Source organism: Priestia sp. LL-8, from assembly GCF_036227845.1.
Classification (GTDB): domain Bacteria; phylum Bacillota; class Bacilli; order Bacillales; family Bacillaceae_H; genus Priestia; species Priestia zanthoxyli.
The window spans coordinates 2,978,066-2,999,549 of record NZ_JAZAQH010000001.1; the positions used below are offsets into that span (position 1 = coordinate 2,978,066).

Sequence of the window (21,484 nt, forward strand, 5' to 3'; positions counted from 1 at the left end):
CTATGTAATTTCGGCTTCTTATTTTCTTTATTACAGTACCCGTTTTCTAAATAATCAAATCCTAATTTTTAGAAAAACACGTCTAGTTAAAATGATGGTTCCTACAGCTGCTTTTTTATACTAATAAGGGCCGGAAGAGCTACTTTCAGCTCTTCTTCTCTGCGATAAGAACGCAACTGAACCTCATTATATGCTCTGTTTATACTTTTTGACTCATGAAAAAGTCCCACATGATTCGGCTAGCGTTGGGGCCTTTAGGGTCTGTATAGCTGCCCGCTGAATTCCCTCCGGACCATGCGTGCCCCATTCCATTGATAATATATTTATCGATAGCCAATTCTCCCTTACTGCTTTCGTAGCGATATGTGGTATAATCCCGTCCAAAGAGAATTTTTTCTTCTCTCGTTTTAACCGGGCTATCTTGAATCCATCCATCTATTCTTCCGTTATAAGCAAGATTATTCGTTGTAATCCACTGGTGAACCACTTGATCTGCATTGGCTACATTTACCGTAGAATCAGCGTTACCATGAAATACAATGAGCGGCAGTGGCTTTGCCCGTTTTCCCATTTGCTGATAAGCAATTCTCCCTTGTTTAACGGGGGAAGGACCTTTACTGGCCATGACAGAATACGCATTAAATACGTTAAGAGCCGCCTGATATTCGATACCTGCTGACACACCTATTCCAGCAAATAGTTCTGGATACGTTACCCCCATAACGATGCTCATTGCTCCTCCTGCCGACAGACCGGCAATAAACACTTTATTTTTCTGAATAAAGTGCATGTTTTGGACTTTTTTTACAATTCCTGCGATAATAGCTGGTTCGCCAAACCCTCTAATTTGATGGAGCGGTTCAAACCAGTTCCAGCATTTATTCATATTTGAGTTAGAAGACTGCTGTGGGTATACGACAATAAATTCCTTTTCATCGGCGAGCTCATTCATTTGCGTGCCTATCGCAAAATCATCTGCATTTTGTGTACATCCATGCAGCATAACCATTAGTGGGTAAGATTTTAAAATATGATAGGATTTAGGTAAATAGACCTTAAATTTTTTTCCTTTATGAGTATATGTTTTAAATGATTCAGATGACGCTTCTTGTTGTTCACTTGAAGACACAAGCGTTGACGTATTTATAACATTAGGTAGTGAACCCAACATGGTACCCCTCCTCTTTTTGTCAACGTTTTCATTTTTCTTCCCAATTACGTCCTGTATTACAATACTACATATTATTTCGTTTTTTTGCACGTTCTACATACTCTGAGAGTACAACTTGTTTTGGTTTTAAGTCGTTTTTTATCTTCTTGAAATTTGGGATTTTTTTGCTATATATATACTTTATTACTATATATGAAAATTGTCACTATAATCATGAAAAAAGGACAAACATGCCGTTTGCCCTTTTATTTGGACCTTGATGTTTCAATGCCCTTTGCCGAATTAAGACTCTATACTTTTATTATATGATGCTCCCTATCATTTATATGAATTTATTGCTCTTCATGTTTAAATCTGTAACCTTTACTATTTCATACTTTGCTTTTTATTCACCAATTCTTTCGTAGCAGACGGCAAGGTGCAGGTGCGGAAGCCACGTTGAAAAAGAAGAATCTTGAAGACCAAATATTTTCGTTTAACCTCTTCTTCGTTCGCAACAATCGTACAAAGGCTGATTGCAATCACTCTTTCCCCCTCCTTTTGCTTGAATAGGTATAGCAAAGAGATGCTATTAGAGTAGATTCCTTTATTTTGCATACATTTTTTAGAAAACTATGGTAAAAATAAGACTTATCATATGGAGGTGAATAAATTGGCAAATATCCCAAAGGATACTGAACCCTACTGGCGCGATCATTTAAAGTTTCCAACATACCCATCTCTTTCAGAAAATCGAAAAGTTGATGTTGTAGTAGTAGGAGGCGGTATTAGCGGTATTACAACGGCTTATTTATTACAAAAAGAAGGGCTGAACGTGGCGTTAATTGAAGCTGATAATATTTTAAATGGTACAACCGGTCACACAACAGCAAAGATTACAGCTCAGCATGACGTTATCTACGATGAGCTGCTTTCACACATTGGCGAAGAAAAAACGCTGCTGTATTATAAAGCAAATGAACAAGCTCTGCAGTTTATGAAAAACTTAATTCAAACGGAAAACATTGACTGTGATTTTTCGGTACAAGATGCTTACTTATACGGAGAAACGCTGGAGTTTGATCATCGAGTTCGTAAAGAATTTCGAGCCTATCAGCGATTACATATTCCATGTGAATTTGCAACGGAGCTTCCTTTTAATTTTGATATTAGGGCAGCAGCTATTATGAAAGATCAAGCTCAGTTTCATCCGTTGAAATATCTGCTTCATTTAGCAAAAAAATTCACAGAAAGCGGCGGATTGATTTTTGAAAATACCGTAGCAACTGACGTAGAAGAAAGCACGTCGCCCACCGTTGTCACAAGAGACGGCCATCGAATTTCTTGTAAGTATGTAGTGGCGTGTTCACACTTTCCATTTTATGATGGAGCGGGCTTTTACTATACGCGCATGTATGCCAAACGTTCGTATGTGTTGGCAGCAAAAGTTGAACAAGCTTATCCCGGAGGTATGTATTTAAGTGCTGATCAGCCTACTCATTCGCTGCGTTCAACAAAAGTTGACGGAGAAGAACTCATCTTAATTGGTGGAGAAGGCCACAAAGCTGGACAAGGGATTAATACTCTGTTCCACTATGAGTCCCTTCAGAGGTTCGCCGAAGAAAATTTTACTGTTCAACATTTTCGTTATAAATGGTCTGCACAAGATTTATTTACCCTTGATAAAATTCCATATATCGGTCCCATTAAAGAAAGCAAGCCAAACATCTTTATTGCCACCGGATTTAAAAAATGGGGAATGACTCATAGCACGATTGCAGCACACATTATTCGAGATGCAATAACCGGAAAAGACAACCCCTATGCAGAGTTGTATCATCCATCTCGTTTTTATGCGGATCCTAGCCTTAAGCATTTCTTTCGTCAAAATCTTGATGTGGCTGAACACTTTATTACCGGTAAGTTTTCAATGCCTGAAAAAGGACTGGATCAGCTTCAAAATGATGAAGGGTCGGTCGTATATGTAAACAGCAAACGTACGGGGGCTTATAAAGATCCTCAAGGGAAGCTTCACTGCGTCGATACTACATGCACGCACTTAGGATGTGAAGTGAATTGGAACGCTGGTGACCGCACGTGGGACTGCCCTTGTCACGGTTCTCGTTTCTCTTACGACGGATCTGTGGTAGAAGGCCCTGCTAAAAAGCCGCTTACACCAGTGGATGTCAATTCAAGCGATAAAAAAAGCACGCCGTAGGGCATGCTTTTTTTATCATTATTAATGGATTCACATTTGAGTTTACTCTTTACATCCTTCTTTTCTAAAGTATCGATTATACACCAAAACCATTGCATAAATGACTAGAAAAGAAAAAGTAAAGATAATTAACCTTCCAGATTCAGGGACATGATCAAGGTAGTCTGTTTCAAAAAACATAACAAACATTAAAAATGGTAATAGAAACAAAAACCAAATAAAATCTCGATCCATAAACATTTTTATAAAAAATAAAATGGCCCCGATGTAGACAATCATCAAAAACATAATCATTCACCAAATTCTATTTAATACTAGAGGTGTTGTAATGATTATATCGGATTTCTCCGGCGAAATATAGAGTCATTGGTTTTAATTTTATAAATTCCTTACAACTTTCAAACTGCTATTTTAACATAATAAGGGAATTTACTGCTGTAAAGACTCTAAGTGAGCAAAAAACTGCGGGTAAGAGACGGATACCGCGTCACGATTTTCAATAATTGTTTCCCCTTCTGCAATACAAGAGGCAACAGCGAGCATCATACCAATGCGGTGATCTCCGTGGCTGTTTACATTTGCCCCGTGAAGTTTTGTGCCTCCGTGAATAATCATTCCATCTTCCGTGGCCTCAATATTAGCACCCATTTTTGTTAACTCATTTACTACCGTATCAATACGGTTTGTTTCTTTGACTTTTAACTCTGCAGCATCTTTAATAACTGTAATCCCTTCTGCTTGTGTGGCAGCTAGTGCAATAATTGGAATTTCGTCGATTAAACGTGGAATTAAATCGCCGCCTACTTCTGTGCCTTTTAAATGAGAAGCTTCTACAACTAAATCTGCATAAGGCTCTGCCGTTTCTTTTGTTTCTTTGACTGTCTCTATCGAAGCACCCATATTTAAAAGTACATCTAAAATACCCGTTCGAGTCGGGTTCATCCCCACTTTTTGAATTTTAATACGGCTGTTTGCAATAATGGCTCCCGCTACTAAAAAGAATGCGGCTGAGGAAATATCACCAGGCACTTCTACATGCGTTCCTCTTAACGTTTGACCGCCTTCAATTGAAACGGTTAATCCTTCTTCTTTCACTTTAACTCCAAACGCCTCTAGCATACGTTCTGTATGATCACGCGATTTCGCCGGTTCCGTTACAGCAGTTGTTCCTTCCGCCTGCAGTCCAGCAAGTAAAATAGCTGATTTTACTTGTGCGCTTGCAACTGGAGATGTGTAGTGTATACCTTTTGCTTTACCACCGCGAATAACAAGCGGAGTAAAATTAGCGTCTTTTCGGCCATCTAAATGAATATTCATATCACGAAGCGGGCCAGTCACACGCTTCATAGGGCGTTTAGCAATGGATTCGTCTCCAATTAACGTTGAGTGAAAAGGCGTATTTGCTAAAATCCCCATCATAAGGCGAATTGTTGTGCCTGAATTTCCGACATCTAAAATATCAGATGGCTCTTTTAGAGCTCGTATACCTTTTCCTTTTACCACGACGCTTTGTTCATCCATCATTTGAATATCTACACCTAGTTTTTGAAAGCAGGAAATGGTGCTAAGGCAATCATCTCCCGGCAAAAATCCGTTAATTGTTGTTGTTCCTTCTGCAATTGAACCAAACATAACGGAACGGTGGGAAATGGATTTATCTCCTGGAATTTGAATCGTTCCTCGTAAAGCTTTTACTGTCACAATATGTCTCTCCTTTTATGCGTGAAGCGAATCACGAAATTCTTTGGCATCTGAAAAGTAATCAAATAATTCGTGACCGTCACCTTTTTCTACTAATAGTTTTACTTGTTCCATTTCTTTCATCCAGTCATCAAGCAATGTTAAAAGCATAGAACGATTTTGTTTTAGTATATCTCTCCACATATGAGGGTTGCTTGAAGCAATTCTCGTAATATCTCGAAAACCGCCTGCTGCCATTTCTGTGACAAGATGATTCTGTGCTGAATATCCTTTTACTTGTCTTACTAGACTGGTCGCAATCACATGAGGTAAATGACTGACAACTCCGGTGATTTGGTCATGAGTAGCTGCATCAAGCGGTACAAATTGTGCACCCGTAGGCTCTAGCAAATACATAAGCGCATCTATTTTTTCTTTTTGCTCATTTTCAAACGGCGTTAAAATATAGCGCGCCGAACAAAATAAATCCGCTCGTGCATTGACTGCACCGCTTGTGTGAGAACCAGCCATCGGATGCCCGCCAATAAATGAAATGCGTTTCTTATTCAGCACTTGGGCTGCTTTCATAATTTCACCTTTGGTACTTCCGACATCCGTTACGATAACCGTTTCTTTAAGCTTCCAAGTAGAAAGGTCGTGTATCCATGCTGTCGTGTACTCTACTGGAGTAGCAAGCACGATGTAATCCGCTTGGGCTGCTTCTGTTTTTATATCTTCAGCTACATAATCAATGATACCTAGCTGTTTGGCTGCTTGTACTTCATTTGTGTTGATATCAGCTCCAACGACTGTTACGTGACGATGCTGCTTCATAGCTAGCGCTAATGATCCTCCAATAAGGCCAACGCCAATAAGTAATACACGTATTTTCACCTTTCATTCTCCTCTATTCTTTAAAATTGCTTTGCGTATTCTTCGTGTTTTTTTACATTTTCTTGAATTAACTGAATTCGGTCTGCCCCAAACTGATCGATAATAGCAGATGCTAGTTCCCAAGCGATCACTGATTCTGCTACAACCGCTGCCGCCGGTACTGCACAGCTATCAGAGCGCTCAATACTTGCAGCAAATGGCTCTTTTGTATCAATATCTACACTTTGCAGCGGCTTATATAAGGTAGGAATAGGTTTCATGACGCCTCGCACAACAATCGGCATCCCTGTTGTCATGCCTCCTTCTAAACCTCCTGCATTGTTCGTTTTACGCGTATAGCCGTTTTGTTCATCCCATAAAATTTCATCATGTACTTCACTTCCCGGTCTGCGAGCTGCTTCAAAGCCTACACCAATTTCAACACCTTTAAACGCGTTAATGCTCATAATGGCAGCAGCTAGCTTTGAATCTAACTTACGATCATAGTGCACGTAACTTCCGACTGCAGTAGGCATTCCTTCTACTACTACTTCCACTACGCCACCAATGCTGTCTCCATTTTCTTTTGCATCATCGATTGCTTTCATCATCTTCTGTCCCGCTTCTTCATCTAAGCAGCGAACAGGTGACGCTTCTGTTTTTTCCTGAAGTTCTGTCAGTGACTCATATGCCGTTTTTTCAGCTTTCACACCGCCGATTTCAAGCACGTGACATGCAATATTTACGCCTACAGCTTTTAGTACTTGTTTGGCAACTGCCCCTGTAGCTACTCGTACCGTCGTTTCACGAGCAGATGAACGTTCCAATACGTTTCGCATATCTCTGTGACCGTATTTAATCGCTCCATTTAAATCCGCGTGACCTGGACGAGGCTTTGTAATTTGTCGCTTTACTTCTTCATCATGATCAACTGGATCAGCACCCATAATATTTCTCCAGTGAGTAAAGTCTTTGTTTTCAACCACTAAAGCAATAGGTGAACCAAGCGTCTCACCGTGGCGAACCCCGCCTTTAATCTGAACTTGATCTTTTTCAATCTGCATGCGGCGTCCGCGCCCATGTCCCTTTTGTCTTCTTGCTAAATCTTCATTAATATGTTCGGCTGTTAATTCAAGCCCTGCCGGTACTCCTTCAATAATCGCTGTTAATTGAGGTCCGTGCGATTCTCCTGCTGTTAAATATCTCATATTATCGATTCCTTTCTGTTATAAAAAATAAAAAAACTCGCCCCCACGTCATAGGGACGAGTTTTTCTCGCGATACCACCCTAGTTGCAAACATTGCTTGCCACCTCGAATTGTTAACGATCCGCTGACCGCTCTGTAAAAGAGTACTCAAAGAGTGTAATTCGCTCACATTTGTGTACTGACTTCCACCAACCGTCAGCTCTCTGAGACAGGGAAATGTTTGCTACTAGTTTCTTATCACTGTATCACTATGAAATTAAGATAATTTTACTGCTGCACCTTTTAATTCTTCCATGAATTTGTGGAATTCAGGAATGTTCATTTGCTGTGCTGAATCTGATAGTGCTACTGCTGGGTCTGGATGAACTTCTGCCATTACAGCATCTGCGCCGATAGCAATCGCTGCTTTTGCACATGGTAATAGTAAGTCTTTGCGTCCTGTTGAATGCGTTACGTCTACTACAACTGGTAAATGCGTTTCTTTTTTCAAGATTGGAACAGCTGAGATATCTAATGTGTTGCGTGTTGCACGCTCGTATGTGCGGATACCGCGTTCACAAAGAATAATGTTTCCATTTCCGCGAGACATAATGTATTCAGCAGCGTTAATGAATTCTTCAATTGTTGCTGCCAATCCGCGTTTTAAAAGAATTGGTTTGTCTACAGAACCTGCTGCTTTTAATAGCTCAAAGTTTTGCATGTTACGTGCACCAATTTGAATCACATCTACGTAGTCTAGAGCCGTTTCAATATCTTGAGGAGAAACAATTTCACTAATAATTGATAGGCCTAGCTCATCTCCTACTTGACGTAAGATTTTTAATCCTTCCACTCCAAGACCTTGGAAATCGTAAGGTGATGTACGTGGTTTGAACGCTCCGCCGCGCATTAATGTAATGCCTTGCTCTTTAAGCGCTAAGCCCACTTCTTTTACTTGCTCGTAGCTTTCTACTGCACATGGTCCCATTACAAATTCTAAATTTCCAGGTCCTACTTTTGTACCGTTGATGTCAACAATTGTATCTTCAGATTTCTTTTTACGAGATACAAGAAGTGCTTTACGGTGATCGTCTTCTTGAAGCTCTAAGCTAGCTTTGAAAATTTCTTTGAAAATGTGCTGAATTGTTGAAGCTTCGAATGGGCCATTATGATTAGCTAAGATTTGATCTAACGATTTACGTTCACGAACTGGATCGAAGCGATTCACACCTTGTGTACCTTTTACTTTTCCAATTTCTTGTGCGATTTCACCGCGTTTGTTTAATAATTCTAAAATTTCTAAATTTATTTCGTCGATTTGTCCTCGTAATTGTTCTAGTGATTTTGTCATTTTAAAAATCCTCCTTTGATTTTATAACCTCGAACGGACTTTCTCGTTTAGTTTGTATTGAAAAATCCGTTTTACACCTACACAGCCGCTTATGCGGATATACAAAAAGTCCCTACTGATTGTATCAGTAGGGACGAATTGATCGCGGTACCACCCTAATTGCAAGCATTGCTTGCCTCTTCATTAAGATAACGGCTCTTGCCGCTTTTGACTATCGCCAAAAGAAAGCTCCAAGAATGTAATTCGCAATCTCTTTTGTACTGATTCGCACCAACCATCAGCTCTCTGAATACAGGGAAGATTTTGCTACTATGCTCTTTTCATCGCTTGTAATGGATATAAAATTATAATGGACCGAAATACAAAAAGTCCCTACTCACCCTTAAGATTTTTCTTAAGAGTCAGTAGGGACGAAAATTCGCGGTACCACCCTAGTTGCAAGCATTTCACTTGCCTCTTCATTAAAATAACGGCCAGGCCGTCTTTTCCTGCTCGGAAAAGATGCTCAAGGAATGTACTTCGAAAAAATTTGTGTTCTGACTCGCAGCAACCGTCAGCTCTCTGTTACAGGGAAATTTTTTCTACTAGTGCTCCTATCAACGCTCAGTATTGACTATGTATGTGTACTTGGATAATCAGTTCCGATCGTTTGAAACTGTTTGTCGCTTCCAAGTTGTGTGTAATGTTGTGTGATGTTGATTTGTATTATGAATGTTTTTTTTATCTTCGTCAACACTTTTTATTAATTTTTTTTATTTTTTTAAAACCATAGCTCCTTTAAACCCATCTCTATCAAGAGTTTTGCTACTCTAATTTTTTTCAAACACGTATTCCATTTCAGATTCACATTCAATAAATCCATGTTTTTGATACAAGCTTTTTCCAGCGGAAGAAGCATTTAACCATATTCGATTTACACCACTTTTTTGGCAGTACTGCATCAAATGCTTTAAAATAGCTGAAGAATAGCCATGCTTTCGGTGATCAAAAGCTGTATACATGTTCATAACATATGCTTCTTTTCCTTGGAGGTTACTCGGTGAAGGCGGACGTATAAAAAAGACGATGCTTCCTGCCGATACAATTTCTCCATCCGCTTTTAAAATAGCCGTATAGCTATTTGGATTATTTATATTTGCAGTAAAATATTCTTCTGTAGCTTTTTGAAACAGCTCCTCGTTCCCGTTTAATTCTCCCAGTTCTTTCATGAGCAACATTCGCAGTTTAACCAAATCCTGAACGTTTTCTAGCGCCGCTTTTTCAACCATGACTTCCCCTCTTTTCGTCTCTTTTACACAAAAAAACTCTCATTATTTGAGAGCTTCATTTAAGCAAGAAAAACAGCTCCGTATACGAGTGCTCCGACAATAACGAACGCTGGATGCACACGCAATTTTTCCAATAAAAGAAAGCTGGCTGCTACTAAAAATAAAGTTTGCCATATACCTGAATCACTGTATGAATTCATAAAAAATTCATACGCCATCACACCCAGTAAAATGGCGATAACGGGACGAATGTAGTTCGTCATTTTCTTAACATTTGGCGAATCTTTATACTTAAATAATATTCGAAGTAAAATAACTAAAAGTAAAACCGATGGAGCAATCGTTGCAAAAAGAGCAATCACAGAGCCTAAAATTCCTGCCTGCTGATATCCGATAAACCCCGCCATTTTTGTTGCAATTGGACCAGGAAGCGCATTTCCAATTGCCAGCATTTCACTAAACTCTTTGACCGTAAGCCAATGATAGCGATCTACGACTTCTTTTTGAATAAGCGGAATCGACGCAGGTCCTCCTCCATAGCCTAAAATATTTGAAACAAAAAACGCCATAAATAGCTGAATATAAATCATACCGATTCCCTCTTCTGCTTGTGTTCAGCACTTTCGCCTTTTTTTCCTTTTCGTCTTAGCGGAATCCAAGCTGCCGCCATAAGAACAATAATAATGACCGCTGGATGGATATGGGCAAATTCCATTAATCCTAAGCTAATAATCAGTAAGATAATAGCTGGCGTCCACCCTAAACCAGACGTTGATTTTTTAAAAAAGTCCCATGTCATAACCGCGAGCATAACTCCCACTACAGGAACAACTGCTTTGGTCATGCCCATAACCCACGGCTGATCTTTAAATTGCGTTAAAGTGGTTAACAGCAATACCATTAAAAAAACGGTTGGAATAACGGCTGCAAATAAAGCTGTCCCGAGACCCAAAATACCGCCGACTCGATAGCCGATATATCCAGCCAGCTTTGTAGCAATAGGCCCAGGCAGCGTATTGGCGATTGCTAACAAATCGCCAAATTCATCGTCATCCATCCACTTGTACGTATCGACCACTTCTTTTTTTACGAGTGGAATAGCTGAAGGTCCTCCTCCGTAGCCGAGCATGCCTGAGCGAAAAAACGCTATAAAAATATCCAATTGTCGCATTTCTCGCGCTCCTTTCTCTGTGATCTAATAAGCAACGACGGCTCCGTCTGTTCGCGCTTCTGTGCCGCCGTATAATACACCGGTTTGTTCATCTCTTAAAATAATCTGCCCTCTTCCAAACGTATGTCTGCTCGTAGCCACATGAATATCATGCCCTTTGCGTTCTAATGCTTCTACAATATGTGAAGGCATTTCTTTTTCCACAAGAACCTTTTTATGTTCAATCCACTGCCATCTTGGTGCATCTAAAGCTGCCTGAGGATTTAGATGAAAATCAATCATATTCATGACGACTTGCACATGTCCTTGAGGCTGCATGAATTTGCCCATTACACCGAATGGACCTACAGCACTTTTATTCTTTGTTAAAAATCCAGGAATAATGGTATGATAGGTTCGTTTTCCAGGCTCTAATCGGTTATGGTGCTGTGGATCTAACGAAAAATTATGCCCGCGGTTTTGCAGGCATATGCCCGTATTAGGTACAACAAGTCCTGAGCCAAAATCCATGTAATTACTTTGAATGAATGATACCATGTTTCCTTCTCCATCGGCTGTCGCTAAATAGATGGTGCCGCTATGAGACGGCTGTCCCGCTTCGGGAATAAGCGCTTTTTCACCAATCAGCCCTCTGCGCTTGTTTGCATAAGAATCATTCAACAAATCTTCAACTGCTACTGTCATTTGATCAGCATCTGTAATGAATTTTTGTCCATCTGCAAACGCTAGCTTCATGGCTTCAATTTGCTTGTGGTATGTATCGACAGAATCTTTGGCATCGAAAGAAAAGCCTTTTAGCGTATTTAAAGCTAAAAGTGCAATAAGGCCTTGGCCGTTAGGCGGAATTTCCCACACATCGTATCCGCGGTAAGAAGTTGAAATCGGCTTTACCCACTCTGCTTTAAAAGCTGCTAAATCTTCTTTTGCTAAAAATCCGCCGTGTTTTTTCGAAAAAGCTGCTATTTTATCAGCTAAATCCCCTCTGTAAAAAGATTCTCCATTCGTTTCGGCAATTTCAAGCAGCGTAGCAGCGTGGTCTGGTGATCGCCACATTTCCCCTACTTTAGGAGCAGATCCATTGTTGGTAAATGTCTCAAACCAGTGCTTATATTCGTCACCTTTTAACGCGTGTGTAAATCGTTCAAACGCTCGTTCCCAATTGTACCCTAAAATCGGGGAGATTGGGAACCCTTCTTGTGCATATGAAATAGCAGGCTGCAGCACTTCTTTTAACGATAGCCGGCCAAAGCGTTTTGACAGCTCCGCCCACGCACTCGGGGCACCTGGGACCGTAACAGGAACAAAACCGCGAGCGGGCATCTCTTTTATCCCCATGGCACGCAGCGCCTCAATAGAGATAGAAGCAGGAGCAGGACCGCTCGCGTTAAGTCCGTATAGCTCTTCATTTATCCATACAAGAGCAAATGCGTCTCCGCCAATTCCATTCGACGTAGGCTCTACAACCGTTAAACAAGCCGCGGAGGCAATAGCAGCATCTACCGCATTGCCTCCTTTTTTCAACATTTCAAGACCCGCCTGAGCGGCAAGAGGCTGACTAGTTGCTACCATTCCGTTTTTTCCAAACGTACACGTACGCTGCGATGCATAGGGGTGTGTAAAAAAGTATTCGCTCATAGAAAATCTCCTCTTTTCTTTATATGATGAATAAAACGAATCTTTACAGACTAGACAACGCTACTTCTTCCTCGTAAACTTCTAATGCTGCTTGCAAAGCAGCACCTGCATTCACGCTTGCCCCGTTTCGAATAAGCACTGCTTCAAGACCAGCCAATGTAAATAGAACGTTGTCTTTTCGACAGCTGTATCCCATTGTACCTATACGCCATATTTTTCCATGCATCGGTCCAAAAGAACTTGCAATTTCAATCCCGAATTGTTCAAGAAGCGTAGAACGAACTGCCTCTCCGTCAATACCTGGGGGAATTAAAACACAAGTAACGGTTGGAACTTTTGAATCCTCATCTCCGAATAAAGATAATCCCATTGCTTTAATACCGGCTACAAGTGCTTTTTCATGGAGGCGATGCCTTGCAAATCTTTCCTCTAATCCTTCTTCTAAAATAACGCGCAGCCCTTCCCTTAAAGCATAGAGCATGGACGTTGCTTCCGTGTGATGATTTAGCCTGCGCTCACTCCAATAGTCCTGAAGCTGACTTAAATCGAAATAGTTGCTGATAATATTCGGACGCAGACGAACAGTTTGAGCATCTGCTTTTGTGGCAATTCCTTTTTCAACTTTTTTACGTTCCATGATAATTTTTTCAATACGATCATTGTACGTAATAGGCGCCATGCCCGACGGAACAGATAAACACTTTTGTGTGCCTGCAATCAATGCGTCAATGTTCCACTCATCTACTTTTACATCGGTACCGCCAATAGTGGCTACTGCGTCGACGATAAATAACACATCTTGGTTGCGGCATGCAGCCCCAATTTCTTTAAGCCGCTGCATTCTTCCTGTAGACGTTTCACCATGAACCATTGCAACAATTTTCGGATTTATTTTTTTAATTTCATGGATAACTGTTTCAGGGTCAAACACTTCTCCCCATTCGCATTCAATATTGTGTACAACAGCTCCGTAGCGCTCGGCAATTTCTGTTAATAAATAGCCGAAGCGGCCGAAAATCGGAACAAATACTTTATCGCCAGGCTCAATTACACTTGCAAGAACTGCTTCAATCCCAGCTCTAGACGTTCCATCAACGGGAAAAGCCCATTTGTTTTTGGTTTGAAATAGTTCACGAAGCATTTCCATCGTTTCGTTCATAATGTGCGTAAATGCGGGGTCAAACTGACCTAAAATAGGTGTTCCTAATGCTCTTAAGACGCGTGGATCTGCTTCTACGGGTCCGGGTGTCATAATCGTACGCGGCGGTGTATGAAGCTGTTTTGTTATAGTCATGTCAAATTCCTCCTAGTAGGCAAGTTTATATAATAGTTCTATTAAGACCTTTACTCCTTTTTCTAACTGTTCTCCTTTGGTGAATTCCTTTGGGGAATGGCTGATTCCATCTTGGCTCGGTACGAATAACAAACATGTGGGAACTCTTCGCCCGAATACTTGCGAGTCGTGTCCTGCACCGCTTACTAATTCTCGTGAGGAGATATTCTTTTCCGAGGAAATAATTTTGGAAAGTTCAGATAATTCTTTGCTCATGGCTACAGGTTTTTCATCCATCCAGCAGTTGATATTCACTTCTAAATCCCCCGCTGTTCGCTTTATAATTTCCTTCATTTCTTGTTCTGCTTCTTGTAAAACCTCATACTCATGATGTCTTATATCGACCGTAAATTCTACATATCCTGGTATTACATTCGGTGCATTTGGAGAAAGTGTAATTTTGCCAACCGTTACGTATAAAGCGTTATGATATTTTTCGCTTAATTCAATAAATGCTTTAGCGAGTTTGCAACTCAAATAAAATGCATCTTTTCTGATGTTCATCGGGGTTGTGCCCGCATGGTTACTTTCACCTTTAACAGATACTGTAAATCGTTTCTGCCCGACGATACTAGAAACAATTCCGATATCGCAACGAGACATTTCAAGCTGCTTTCCTTGCTCGATATGCAGTTCAATAAAAGAAGCGATGTCCGTGCGGTATGGCTCGCTGTGGAGGCCTTCTCCGAAATTGAGCTGTTTCATTGCGTCATTCAGCTTAACCCCTTCTTTATTTATAACATGTTTTGCATCACTTTTGCTGTGCAATCCATTCATATTACCTGAACCCCAATACGTCAGCGGAAATCTGCTACCTTCTTCTTCACAAAGCGATACGACCTCTAAGGTTTTTGTAGGGGAGCCGTAATGCGCATATAGGTACTGCAGAGCAATGATACCTGCCACAACACCAAATGCCCCGTCATATTTTCCTCCGTTTATCACGGTGTCGATATGGGATCCTGTTAAAATCACTTGTTGTTCTGAACCCGTTCCTTGCAACCGTCCAAATAAATTTCCTACATCATCGTAATACGTTTTGAGGTGAAGTCCCTTCATTTTTTCTTCCAATGCTTTTTGAGCTGCATTCCACTGTTCCGTATATAAAAGCCTCGTGACGCCTTCTTTTTCATCTAACCCAAACTGCGACAACCAGCTAATGTTTTCTTCGATTTGCTGACAAAGCTTAGATTTTCCCGTCATATCTGCAACCATTGCTATCCCTCCTGCTATCTTCATTTTAAGAAAATGACTGATTGTTTTCATTGACACTTCCTACAATGATTTAGTGTTTTTTTGGCTATTATCACTAAATGCGTAAAATTTTATATACGTCATTTTTTCTAACATTATATGTTATTTATTTTATCTTACAGGATTGAATACACTTCTTCATTAACAATTTATACATTTTTTTCTGAAAATTTTATTTATTTTAACTAAACTTTCTTATAAAATAAAAGATAGATAAAGATATGCGCAGGGAAATGTGAGAATTTTTAACAAAAGGAGTAATGAATAATGGAACTACAAACTCTTTTACGCATTCCAATTTATGAAAAAGCATCTGTAGTAGCCGGGCAAAAAGGAGTCACCCGCAAAGTACATAACGTCAATATGATGGACGCACCCGATATTTTATCTTTTTTAAAAGAAGGAGAATTTTTAATTACAACGGGTTATCATTTCAAAGAACATGAAGAAAGCTTAGCAAAACTTGTAGAAGGAATGGCTAAAAAGAAGTGTGCAGGATTGGCCATCAAAACAAAGCGCTTTTTCGAACACGTGCCTGCTTCTATTTGTCAGCTAGCTGATGAACTTCACTTTCCAATCATTGATTTCCAAACGGACGAAACGTTAGGCGCGGTTATTAACCAATCTCTCAGCTTTATTTTAGATAAAAAAACAGCTGAGCTTCAGCAAGCGATGGTTACACATCAGCTATTTTCCTCGTACATCTTACAAGGAAAAGGCATTGAGAAAATTATGCAATCTATTCAAACGTTATGCAATGCTCACGTTGCCCTTTTTGATACCCATGGCCATGAACTCTTTTATACAAACAAACGCGAACCTTTTTCACTCCCGATGGAAGAAGCGGTAGCGGGCGCTAAGCAGTTGTTTTTACGAACGTCAAAATATACAACCTTTTCCTTTTTACACACTAAAAAAACCGTTACGCTTTTTCCGATTGCTACTCATACAAGAAAGTACAGTTATTTACTTATTGAACACCAAGTTTCTTTATCCGATTCAGCGCTCCTAACGATTGAACAAGCGACAAACGTTTTATCCTTCGAAATGATGAGACAGCAGGCTTTGTATGAAGCTGAACGACGACGAAAAAATGATTTTTTCAATCAGCTCGTTAACAATTATTATAAAACGCTTGAAGATGCTTCCTTTCAAGCACAGATGATGGGCTTATCAGCAGGAAACAGCTATATTTGCGCCGTTGGGAAAATCCACTCTACATTCACGCCTTACAGCGATGATGATATGATCTATGAGCTCCTTCAATATGAGTTATCTACAGGTCATACAGAGGCCATTTTGTTTTTCTATGACAATCTTTATATTCTTTTGTTTACACCTCATTCTCAACCTATGATTATAGAATGCTTGCATCGCTTGCAGGAAGCTGTTTACCGTCACTACGATAAGCGAATGTCATTTGGAATTGGAAACCAAAGCCAATCCCTACTTACAATCGCTGACTCATATAAAGAAGCTGTTGAAGCTCTTGAAACCATCCATTTTAAAGATCAGTCGAAGCTTATTCAATTTTATCAGCCAAAACAGTTTAAAGAACTGCTGAGGTTGCTTCCAGCAAACGATTTACAGGATTACTATTCTCAAACATTAGAAGGTTTGCTGCAGTACGATAAGAAAGATCGCTCCATCTTACTTGACACGCTGGAAACATATCTAAATTCCAATTGCCAAATCTCAGAGACTGCTAAACAGTTATTCGTTCACCGGAACACGGTGATCTATCGAATCGAAAAATGCGAAGAGTTATTAAAAAGACCTATTCACACGTCGGAGGAAACTCTTCGGCTGCGCGTAGCTTTTCAAATTTTTTCTCTTGTGCACGCTAATTAAGTATAAATACAATAAAAAAACGCCTGAGTGGATACTCAAGCGTTTTTTATTATAGTGCATATTATTTAGTTCGCTTCTAATTTAGACTGTACTGATTGTAATTTCCCAGCCATCGTATGATTTTCTTTATCACGGCGATCATCAATTCGTAAATTTGTGCATACGCGCTGAATACCATTTTCAAAAGGTACTTCATGCATCTCTTGAACAATTTTTAGCAGCGTGCTTAATTCCCCTTCAATCAATGTATTCATAGGGGTTAATTGATATGTAATTTCATCTTCATGCTTGGCCAGCACTTTTTGAATATCCGCTACATACTGACTCACGCTTGGCGTTTCCGTACCAACCGGAATAATGGTTACATCTACAATAGCCATGTTATACACTCCTTTTGTTTATTCCCTAATTATCATACCAAACGGCACAAAAATTTCCTACTTTTACGTTTATGGTGCATAGAAAAAAGGAATAGTTCTACAACTACTCCTTTTTGTTACACTCTTATAGGTAACGCTTTGCTCCTAAGTAACGTTTTGACCAGTAAGAGTTGCTTAGTGATGTGATTGTCACGCCTGTTGAAGAACCTGCGTGCATGAATTGACCGTTTCCAATATAAATTCCAGCATGACTAGCTCCTGGTTGGTACGTTTCAAAGAAAACGATATCGCCAGGCTGAGGTGAGCTTACACGCGTACCAGTTTGATAGATGCTAGCAACTGTACGAGGAAGACTTACACCTACTGCATTGCGATATACATAGTTAAGGTAACCACTGCAATCAAAGCCTCCAGGCGCAGCCCCACCCCAAACATAAGGTGTTCCCATAAAACGTTTACCATATGAAATAACTTTTGAAGCAGAGCTTGAGCTTGTGCTGCTTCCTGTTGATGTTGAAGGTTTTGAGCTGCTAGAGCTGCTTGAATTTAATTTATTCAGCGTATCTGGACCCGCTTCTCCGTCTACTAATAAACCATTTGCACGTTGAAATGATTTTACTGCACTTGTTGTAATTGAGCCAAAGTAGCCTGTTACACCAGCTGAGAAGTAACCTTTATTTTTTAGTTTTTGCTGAAGGCTGCTTACTGCTGAACCTTTCATACCTTGACGTAAAATAGTTGAGTTGCTAGAGCTAGAACCACCAGTTGAAGCGCTAGAACCGCCATTCTTTAATTTACTTAACGTAGCTGGACCTGCAATTCCGTCCACAGACAGTCCGTTTGCACGTTGAAATGCCATTACTGCATTTTTTGTAATTGAACCGAAGTATTGAGTCGTAGTTCCTTTAAAATAGCCTTTATTCTTTAGCTGCTGCTGTAAAGATTGTACGTTTGCTCCAGTTGAACCAACGCGCAGCAATGAACTTGAGCTAATTGATGAACTTGATGAGCTTCCGCTTCCTAGCAGCTTATTAAATGTAGATGGACCTGCAATACCATCTGCAGATAAGCCATTTGCACGCTGAAACGACTTTACTGCGCTAGTCGTGATTGAACCGTAATAGTTTGTTGTTGTACCGTATGTAAAATAACCTTTGTTTTTTAATTTTTGTTGTAATTCTTTCACATCTGAATTACTTGTTCCTGGGTGCAGCGTAGCATCTCCTAAAGCAGCTTCACTAATTGTAGGTACTACTGTTAAAGATCCACATAACGCTAACGAATATATCAACTTTTTCATAAAAAAAGGTTCCTCCAATGCCATAATCTACTAATCTATAAGACGTTTACATTGTAACAACACATTATTACAAAATAACATCACTAATATTACATTTATGTTACAGGAAACGACAGAAGCATAGCTGTATGGTGTATATTGTCGTAGTTTCTTGTCGTTTAACACTTAATAAGTTCGACAAAAAAGCTAATATATTCCAATTTTATTCCTTTTCCTACACTAATAATAGGTAAAAAATCACCCGTAACATTATCTTTATATTTCAAAAAAAACAATTTATTTTTTTTTTGAAATGTGAAACTTTTTTAAAATTTATTCGTTTAGCGGATTTGTTCCCCTCTTTAGTAAAACAGTTTTCTTCTAAAAATTTATATTATTTCCATATTAATGAATAAAAAAGCGAAGGCTGAAAAAAATAGTCTTGTTATGTTTGAAACAAGGAGGATTATTTTATGAGCCATAAAGGCATTCATGGTACAAATGTTAGCGGATCAGGTGACTCGGAAGACAAACGCTATGCAGCAGGAGAAAACAAGCAGACGCTTACGACGCGTCAAGGTCACCCCATTCGTGATAACCAAAATTCTCGAACGGTAGGCAACAGAGGACCTGCTACTCTTGAAAATTACCAGCTGATTGAAAAACTTTCGCATTTTGATCGTGAACGTATACCGGAACGTGTTGTTCATGCCCGGGGAACGGGAGCTCACGGATATTTTGAAACGTACGGAAAGCTTGGAGACGAGCCCGTTGAAAAATACACTCGCGCAAAAGTTTTTTCAGGAGCAGGCAAACAGACGCCCGTTTTTGTCAGATTTTCTACCGTAATTCATGGAAAGGACTCTCCAGAAACGATGCGAGACCCAAGGGGGTTTGCTGTAAAGTTCTACACAGAAGACGGAAACTGGGACTTAGTAGGAAATAACCTTAAAATATTTTTTATCCGCGATGCTATTAAATTCCCTGATTTGATTCATGCTTTTAAGCCCGATCCTGTGACAAACCGTCAAGATACCGAGCGTATTTTTGATTTTATTTCTCACACCCCTGAGGCTATGCATATGATTACTTTTTTATTTTCACCTTGGGGTATACCTGCTAACTATCGGCAAATGCAAGGTTCCGGTGTTAATACATATAAGTGGGTAAACAAAGATGGCGATGCGTTTCTTGTGAAATACCATTGGGAACCAAAACAAGGAATTAAAAATTTGACACAAAAGCAAGCAGAAGAAATTCAAGCTAAAAATATCAGTCACGCCACTCAAGACTTGTATGAAGCGATTGAGAGCGGTAACTACCCCGAGTGGGAACTTTGTATACAAATTATGAAAGATGGAGAGCATCCTGAACTAGATTTTGATCCGCTTGATGACACGAAAATTTGGCCGGAAGACCAATTTCCATTTCTCCCAGTAGGTAAAATGGTCCTAGATAAAAATCCAAGCAACGTATTTGCTGAAACGGAGCAAGTCGCATTTGGTACGGGTGTGCTTGTAGACGGGCTAGATTTTTCTGATGATAAAATGCTGCAAGGAAGAACGTTTTCTTATTCCGATACGCAGCGTCACCGGGTGGGAACAAACTACTTGCAGCTGCCTATTAACGCGCCGAAAAAACATGTAGCAACAAATCAACGCGACGGTCAAATGGCCTATCATGTAGATGCTGCTCCGGGTCAGAACCCGCATGTAAATTACGAGCCTTCTTCTCTTGGAGGTCTTCAAGAAGCGCATGACCATCCAAAGCCTCATCAGCCTTATGTTGAAGGAAATGTAAAAAAAGAAAAAATTGATCGTACAAATGACTTTAAGCAAGCTGGTGAACGCTATCGTTTACTAGAGGACTGGGAACGTGATGAGCTTATTCAAAATTTAGTAGACGGCTTAAAATGTTGTCACCATACAGTTCAAACAAAGATGATTAATCTTTTAACTCAATGTGATTTTGACTACGGCAATCGAGTAGCAAATGGCATTGGTCTTCTGATGCATGATGATGGTTCCCTAGAAATTGAAATGGGAGCAGAAATGACTCCTGCATACGGGAAATTGCCAAAAGAAGGCGGTTCACCGTTAGGAAGCAACAAAGCTGCTGATGCGGTAGAAGAAGCTAATGAAAAAGGAAACGATGCTCATCCTTATTAACAAAAAACATCCTGCAGCGACAGCAGGATGTTTTTTGGGTTAAACGCTTATGACCAAGTAACGGCAAACACGTGGTAGTCATTTTTTAACTGTGGCGCATCAATGGGTGTCCCGTGCTGATATCCTTGTTTCACTCTTTTAGGATGTAAGGGTTGAACCCATTCTTTCACTTGCTGTTTTGTACCATTTGCTAAAATATATACACAATCAGAAAATGCCCCGTCATTGTTTGGACTATCAACTTTTAGTACTTCCACTAACACATCTTGGACACACGTTTTTCTCTGAATACACATAAGCGTATGGTAGATAATATCAGCGGACACATCGTTATTTAAACGAAAGCCCACCTTTTTTTGTTCAAAAAAAGACGAGAATGAGACGATTGGTAATGTCTTTTTTTGTTCATACGCTTGAGATAAAATCTTGACAAGAACTTCTCCACTCAAGATGATCCCTCTTTCTAAAAAACGCTTCATCACAACATATGTGAGCATTGATTATGCTCATAGGATAATATATTATCATAGTTTAATTCTGTGGTGTTAGTCTTTTTTGGGGTTTTTACACTGGGAATTATACCCGCCTATTTCTTGCGTTTCCCTGACGTTCTCGCTACTAGCAACAGAATTATTAATAAAATAAATACCCCTGCCCCTACAAACATATCATACAAGAAATCAAGC

General features: G+C 39.8%; 19 protein-coding genes and 3 other annotated features. Of the genes, 3 read left to right on the forward strand and 16 right to left on the reverse strand.

Annotated features, from left to right (window positions below):
• Positions 1-199: 199 nt before the first annotated feature.
• Entirely contained in the window at positions 200-1,171 is a 972-nt protein-coding gene (locus tag U9R83_RS15100) for an extracellular catalytic domain type 1 short-chain-length polyhydroxyalkanoate depolymerase (RefSeq protein ID WP_016764703.1), read from the reverse strand.
• A 366-nt stretch (positions 1,172-1,537) separates the two neighbouring features.
• On the reverse strand, positions 1,538-1,696 hold the full coding sequence (locus U9R83_RS15105) for a hypothetical protein (RefSeq protein WP_189645016.1): 159 nt from the start codon (positions 1,694-1,696) through the stop codon (positions 1,538-1,540).
• 127 nt (positions 1,697-1,823) lie between these two features.
• Between U9R83_RS15105 and U9R83_RS15110 the strand changes: the two genes are divergently transcribed.
• Positions 1,824-3,368: an FAD-dependent oxidoreductase gene (locus U9R83_RS15110; RefSeq protein WP_182420924.1), complete on the forward strand. Its 1,545-nt coding sequence runs from the start codon at positions 1,824-1,826 to the stop codon at positions 3,366-3,368.
• A 42-nt stretch (positions 3,369-3,410) separates the two neighbouring features.
• Here U9R83_RS15110 and U9R83_RS15115 read toward each other — a convergent pair whose 3' ends face one another.
• The 11 genes from U9R83_RS15115 to allC form a co-directional block, all read right to left on the reverse strand.
• Positions 3,411-3,656, reverse strand: coding sequence for a hypothetical protein (locus tag U9R83_RS15115; protein ID WP_013057694.1), 246 nt, complete (start codon positions 3,654-3,656; stop codon positions 3,411-3,413).
• Positions 3,657-3,797: 141 nt separating this feature from the next.
• Positions 3,798-5,069 (reverse strand): 3-phosphoshikimate 1-carboxyvinyltransferase, encoded by a 1,272-nt coding sequence (aroA, locus tag U9R83_RS15120; protein WP_328575324.1) that lies wholly within the window; start codon positions 5,067-5,069, stop codon positions 3,798-3,800.
• 15 nt (positions 5,070-5,084) lie between these two features.
• Positions 5,085-5,942 (reverse strand): prephenate dehydrogenase, encoded by an 858-nt coding sequence (locus U9R83_RS15125; RefSeq protein WP_098625859.1) that lies wholly within the window; start codon positions 5,940-5,942, stop codon positions 5,085-5,087.
• A gap of 20 nt (positions 5,943-5,962) precedes the next feature.
• Positions 5,963-7,129: a chorismate synthase gene (gene aroC / locus U9R83_RS15130; protein ID WP_013057697.1), complete on the reverse strand. Its 1,167-nt coding sequence runs from the start codon at positions 7,127-7,129 to the stop codon at positions 5,963-5,965.
• A 49-nt stretch (positions 7,130-7,178) separates the two neighbouring features.
• Positions 7,179-7,379 (reverse strand) — a binding site (T-box leader).
• Positions 7,380-7,385: 6 nt separating this feature from the next.
• The gene (locus U9R83_RS15135; protein ID WP_013057698.1) at positions 7,386-8,459 is read right to left on the reverse strand and encodes a bifunctional 3-deoxy-7-phosphoheptulonate synthase/chorismate mutase; all 1,074 of its coding nucleotides are present in this window, start codon (positions 8,457-8,459) and stop codon (positions 7,386-7,388) included.
• Between the two features lie 126 nt (positions 8,460-8,585).
• Positions 8,586-8,792: a binding site (T-box leader), on the reverse strand.
• A 70-nt stretch (positions 8,793-8,862) separates the two neighbouring features.
• Positions 8,863-9,068, reverse strand: a binding site (T-box leader).
• Positions 9,069-9,268: 200 nt separating this feature from the next.
• Complete coding sequence (locus U9R83_RS15140; RefSeq protein ID WP_115654273.1) at positions 9,269-9,727, reverse strand: GNAT family N-acetyltransferase; 459 nt, start codon at positions 9,725-9,727, stop codon at positions 9,269-9,271.
• 59 nt (positions 9,728-9,786) lie between these two features.
• Positions 9,787-10,317 (reverse strand): chromate transporter, encoded by a 531-nt coding sequence (locus U9R83_RS15145; RefSeq protein WP_243549490.1) that lies wholly within the window; start codon positions 10,315-10,317, stop codon positions 9,787-9,789.
• Positions 10,314-10,898, reverse strand: coding sequence for a chromate transporter (locus U9R83_RS15150; protein WP_014459450.1), 585 nt, complete (start codon positions 10,896-10,898; stop codon positions 10,314-10,316). Before U9R83_RS15150 ends, U9R83_RS15145 begins: the two co-directional genes overlap by 4 nt.
• 24 nt (positions 10,899-10,922) lie before the next feature.
• Entirely contained in the window at positions 10,923-12,533 is a 1,611-nt protein-coding gene (gene ggt / locus U9R83_RS15155) for a gamma-glutamyltransferase (protein WP_115654275.1), read from the reverse strand.
• Between the two features lie 43 nt (positions 12,534-12,576).
• Positions 12,577-13,827, reverse strand: a complete 1,251-nt coding sequence (locus U9R83_RS15160; protein ID WP_014459448.1) for a pyridoxal-phosphate-dependent aminotransferase family protein — start codon at positions 13,825-13,827, stop codon at positions 12,577-12,579.
• Positions 13,828-13,839: 12 nt separating this feature from the next.
• Positions 13,840-15,081 (reverse strand): allantoate deiminase, encoded by a 1,242-nt coding sequence (gene allC / locus U9R83_RS15165; protein WP_226555592.1) that lies wholly within the window; start codon positions 15,079-15,081, stop codon positions 13,840-13,842.
• Positions 15,082-15,387: 306 nt separating this feature from the next.
• On the opposite strand from allC, the gene U9R83_RS15170 reads away from it, so the two are divergent.
• Positions 15,388-16,971, forward strand: coding sequence for a PucR family transcriptional regulator (locus tag U9R83_RS15170; RefSeq protein ID WP_014459446.1), 1,584 nt, complete (start codon positions 15,388-15,390; stop codon positions 16,969-16,971).
• 65 nt (positions 16,972-17,036) lie between these two features.
• On the opposite strand, the gene U9R83_RS15175 is transcribed toward U9R83_RS15170, so the two are convergent.
• Both U9R83_RS15175 and U9R83_RS15180 read right to left on the reverse strand, forming a co-directional pair.
• Positions 17,037-17,351: an MTH1187 family thiamine-binding protein gene (locus tag U9R83_RS15175; RefSeq protein ID WP_014459445.1), complete on the reverse strand. Its 315-nt coding sequence runs from the start codon at positions 17,349-17,351 to the stop codon at positions 17,037-17,039.
• A gap of 124 nt (positions 17,352-17,475) precedes the next feature.
• Positions 17,476-18,651 carry a C40 family peptidase gene (locus U9R83_RS15180; RefSeq protein WP_182420928.1) on the reverse strand — a complete coding sequence of 392 codons (1,176 nt, stop codon included), beginning with the start codon at positions 18,649-18,651 and terminating at the stop codon, positions 17,476-17,478.
• Between the two features lie 452 nt (positions 18,652-19,103).
• Between U9R83_RS15180 and U9R83_RS15185 the strand changes: the two genes are divergently transcribed.
• A complete protein-coding gene (locus tag U9R83_RS15185; RefSeq protein WP_243549492.1) occupies positions 19,104-20,798 on the forward strand; it encodes a catalase in 1,695 nt (564 codons plus the stop codon).
• A gap of 47 nt (positions 20,799-20,845) precedes the next feature.
• Here U9R83_RS15185 and U9R83_RS15190 read toward each other — a convergent pair whose 3' ends face one another.
• On the reverse strand, positions 20,846-21,247 hold the full coding sequence (locus U9R83_RS15190) for a hypothetical protein (RefSeq protein ID WP_013057709.1): 402 nt from the start codon (positions 21,245-21,247) through the stop codon (positions 20,846-20,848).
• Positions 21,248-21,484 lie beyond the last annotated feature (237 nt).